4 protein-coding genes and 1 pseudogene are annotated in these 3396 nt (G+C 39.1%); all 5 read right to left on the reverse strand.

The features are described from left to right. Positions 1 to 524: hypothetical protein (locus IQ229_RS19230; RefSeq protein WP_194046494.1), on the reverse strand; the 524-nt coding region annotated here is incomplete at its 3' end. Then, positions 521 to 931, reverse strand: a complete 411-nt coding sequence (locus IQ229_RS19235; protein ID WP_194046496.1) for a RusA family crossover junction endodeoxyribonuclease — start codon at positions 929 to 931, stop codon at positions 521 to 523. The genes IQ229_RS19230 and IQ229_RS19235, both read right to left, overlap by 4 nt. 137 nt (positions 932 to 1068) lie before the next feature. Continuing rightward, a complete protein-coding gene (locus IQ229_RS19240) occupies positions 1069 to 1188 on the reverse strand; it encodes a DUF29 family protein (RefSeq protein WP_228013571.1) in 120 nt (39 codons plus the stop codon). 175 nt (positions 1189 to 1363) lie between these two features. Next, complete coding sequence (locus IQ229_RS19245; protein WP_194046498.1) at positions 1364 to 2647, reverse strand: DHH family phosphoesterase; 1284 nt, start codon at positions 2645 to 2647, stop codon at positions 1364 to 1366. Positions 2648 to 3308: 661 nt separating this feature from the next. Then, positions 3309 to 3396 (reverse strand): annotated as a pseudogene (locus tag IQ229_RS19250) (HNH endonuclease); the annotation flags it as partial.

Below are 3396 nucleotides of genomic sequence, written 5' to 3' on the forward strand. Positions count from 1 at the left end.
ATTGATAATTCTCCTAAAGAGTACAGATGCTTTAGTAATCCTATAAATGGTAAACGTTCAATAGGAATTGACACATCGATTGCTCGCTTTCTTAAAATCCCCTCAAAAATACTCCACATATAAAGAAAAGCAGGTTCAATTTCATCATTTTCAATAAGCTTATGTGCTTGGATAAACCGATCAGTTAGCTCTTCCCATGAAGGGAGTTGTTCGGATATTCCAGGTAAGGATTTGGCTTCTATATCTTCAAGTGTTAGCAATAAAAAACGCCAGCCTGGATGTTTACTCACTTCCTGTGCTAAAGCCTGTAAACGATCAACTGACATTCGGCTGAGGCTGGTTTTTACTTCAATTACCAAACCTGAGCCGTCTTTAATAGCAATTATATCTGGCTGGTAGTTACCCAAATCGAATGGTAATTCATCTGTTTTGGGTTTAAATAAAACACGAAATCCTTGAATTTCGTACTTCTCTGCCAGAGATTTTACTTTTTCATCGTATAGAGTTTTAGTATTGTTAATCATAAGTATTTTTCCAGTGTTTGAGATTCACTCACTTTTACATAAACACACTCTTTACCTGTGATGACAGCACGCTGTAATAAAGAAGGTAGACTTATAATATCAATCGGATCAGACATAAATCGACGATGACTATCTACATCTGATACTAAACTATCATCTTCCAAAACTAAGTCTACAAGTGCATCCTGAATTGGCTTGATAATGTTATCGATGTCAGCCGGAAACTCATCACAAAGATAAACTAGGGTCAATTGTAGATCGGCGTCTTTAATGGGGCTGTTATCTTTCCAAACTTTTTGGGCTTCAACGCGCACAAAATTCTTCCATACCTGAAGATTTTCTCTTTTCTTTGTCTGTAATGAAACAGGTCGTCTGGGAATGAGAAATTCAAAAGGTATTATTCGCATTCCAAGTTAATATCTTGATAATTAGTTAACAAACTTACAGCAATTTTCACAACTGACTCCTGAGCATATTGAATATATCTACACTAATACAAAATTTCTACATAGTTATTCCTCAGCATTAGGATAAAAGTATAAGTCTAAAATCTCATCAACAGAAAACGGACAAGCGATCGCAAAAGCTCTGCTGTCTGCTCTACCCAAGCATAAAAATCTTGCTCATACAGAGTTTGTAAGATTTGGAGTTTTATAGACTTCATGGCGCTCCTTCTTCACAAATAAATAGGTAGGCGCAAGTTAACTTTGATTTAGTTCAGCATTCGCCATAAAACTCAAATTCCCGACTTTTATCCAAAATCGGGAAGGGATGCTATATGAACAAACACTTTGACTGCTGGATTAGTTAGGAGTTCTCCGCGTCTCCTTGAATTCCCTCTACTCCGACTGAATCGGATTATCTCTGGGATTAACTAACCTCAACAGTTTTTGCTTAATTTGAGCGTCGAATACTTCCCATTTCATTTTCGCATAAGCGGAATTTTCGTTACTGCCAGATAAGAAGCCCATCGGGATTTCAAAGCCGCCTGCGCTTGTCCTTCCACCGCCGAAAAAACGCCCTGTGCTATCTTGCCCAAAGGCTTCTTTGATGAATTCATCAGGGTCAAGGGTAAGTTTGCTGGTTCTCAGGGAGCCGATGACTATTTCCAGTTCATCGTCTTCATCGTGAACAATACCGTAAACTACGGCGGTGTGGACGTTTTCTTCGGTGACGAGAAAATCAGCCGCTTGGGGGATGGCATCACGGTCTTCGTAGCGTAAGTAACCAACACCTGCAATGGAAAAGTTATTTTGGACAATGCGATTTTTTAGCGATCGCTCGATCACATCCATTACCCGCTTGGAACGGTTGGCCTGTAAAATAGCGTTTAGCAATTGAGCGTCATAAAATCGGCTTAAATACGCCGCTGCCATAAAGTCTTCTTCTTGCGCTTGCATGAGCCGATTTGTATCTGATCGCAAGCCATGCATCAAGGCAGTAGCGCATTTGACGTGTTGATTTATGCTGCTATCTAATGCTAATAATCCTGTTTGGAGGTATTGAGTAAAAATGGTTGCCGTCGCTCTTACATAAGGACGGATATCCTCAAACTCTGAGTGCAGATCCCCTTGGATACTGTGATGGTCGATGAGTACCACTAAGGGAATTCCAGCCTGCTGCACCGCTGACAGTAGTTGCGAAGTGGTTCCCTGGTTGTCAATTAATACAAAACCTTGATAAGATGACAAATCTTTTGTTTTCAAGGTTTGCGTTGTCCACCGTTGGATAGGTAAATTAGTCAGCCTTACCAACGCAATATTTTCTTGATGGCTCAATGCGCCAGCATAAATGATTTCACATTTGATATCATATTGCTGGGCAATTAACTGATAAGCCCAGGCACAAGAAAGGGCATCAGGGTCAGGAAAATCTTGTAGAATTACTAGTTGGCGATCGTGTCGGTGTGCCAAAAGCGTTCTTTGCAATTCTTCTGACTTTTGTTGTGCCAGGGAATTACCACGCTGATTGAGATATATAGCCCCATCACCTACCGATGGCGGTGATGACGGACTTTTAAATGCAACTTCCACTGGCGCTTTCTCGATTTCAGGTTCCTCTGGGTTTGGCTCTTTGGTCAATGACAAACTCTCAAACTGAGTAACGGGAGAATTAAAGTACATAGGGAACTTTTTTAAAGTGTGAGGCTCCTTTAATTCAGAAATACTACGAGCAGCAATTCCCTGAATTTAGCCACATTATTATGATCTTCGCAAAAATCTCAAGACATTGCACTATACATCTAAGTATATTTATTGCCAGTAACAGCGCTAAACAATCAACTAACTTCCACTAAAGGGCATACAGCAAGGAAGTTTAGGATATCGGCTGTATCTAGCAGCATAAATATGTTTTAGGAGTTTTGTTCTCTCTCGTAAATTGAATCCGGGGGATTTTTATCTAACTTAGGGTATACTTTCTATCTTATACTTTAGAATTAGTCCTTGATATTTGAAATATTCTTATGCTTAATATTCTCATTATTGTGACTATTGAGCAATTAACAATTATTTTTGATGAACAACGCGTGTTTCCTATCACCTTTGAAAATTCTGAAAACTTAGGGTAAAGTCCAATGGAAAAGGGCAAAATACAGGGGCAGTAAAGAGCAAAAGAGAAACTCTATATACATACAACAAATTTAAAAGCTTGATAGTTGATCAATCGCTTTCGTTGCAAGCCATATAGCCACCAATTTTTTAACACTCTATAACTAAAGTTATTGGCTGTTTTCCAAAGAAAGAGGGTATTTCTGCTTTCTCCTTTGCTCCTGTGATTTTTGGCTCAAAGACCTATAACATACTTTTGCCACTCTGTATGCAGTCCACTCTTAAGATGTTTGCTAACCTCAAAATAGAGACTGCTATAAGGT

Origin of the sequence: Nostoc cf. edaphicum LEGE 07299 (assembly GCF_015207245.1) — a bacterium.
GTDB lineage: Bacteria > Cyanobacteriota > Cyanobacteriia > Cyanobacteriales > Nostocaceae > Nostoc > Nostoc edaphicum_B.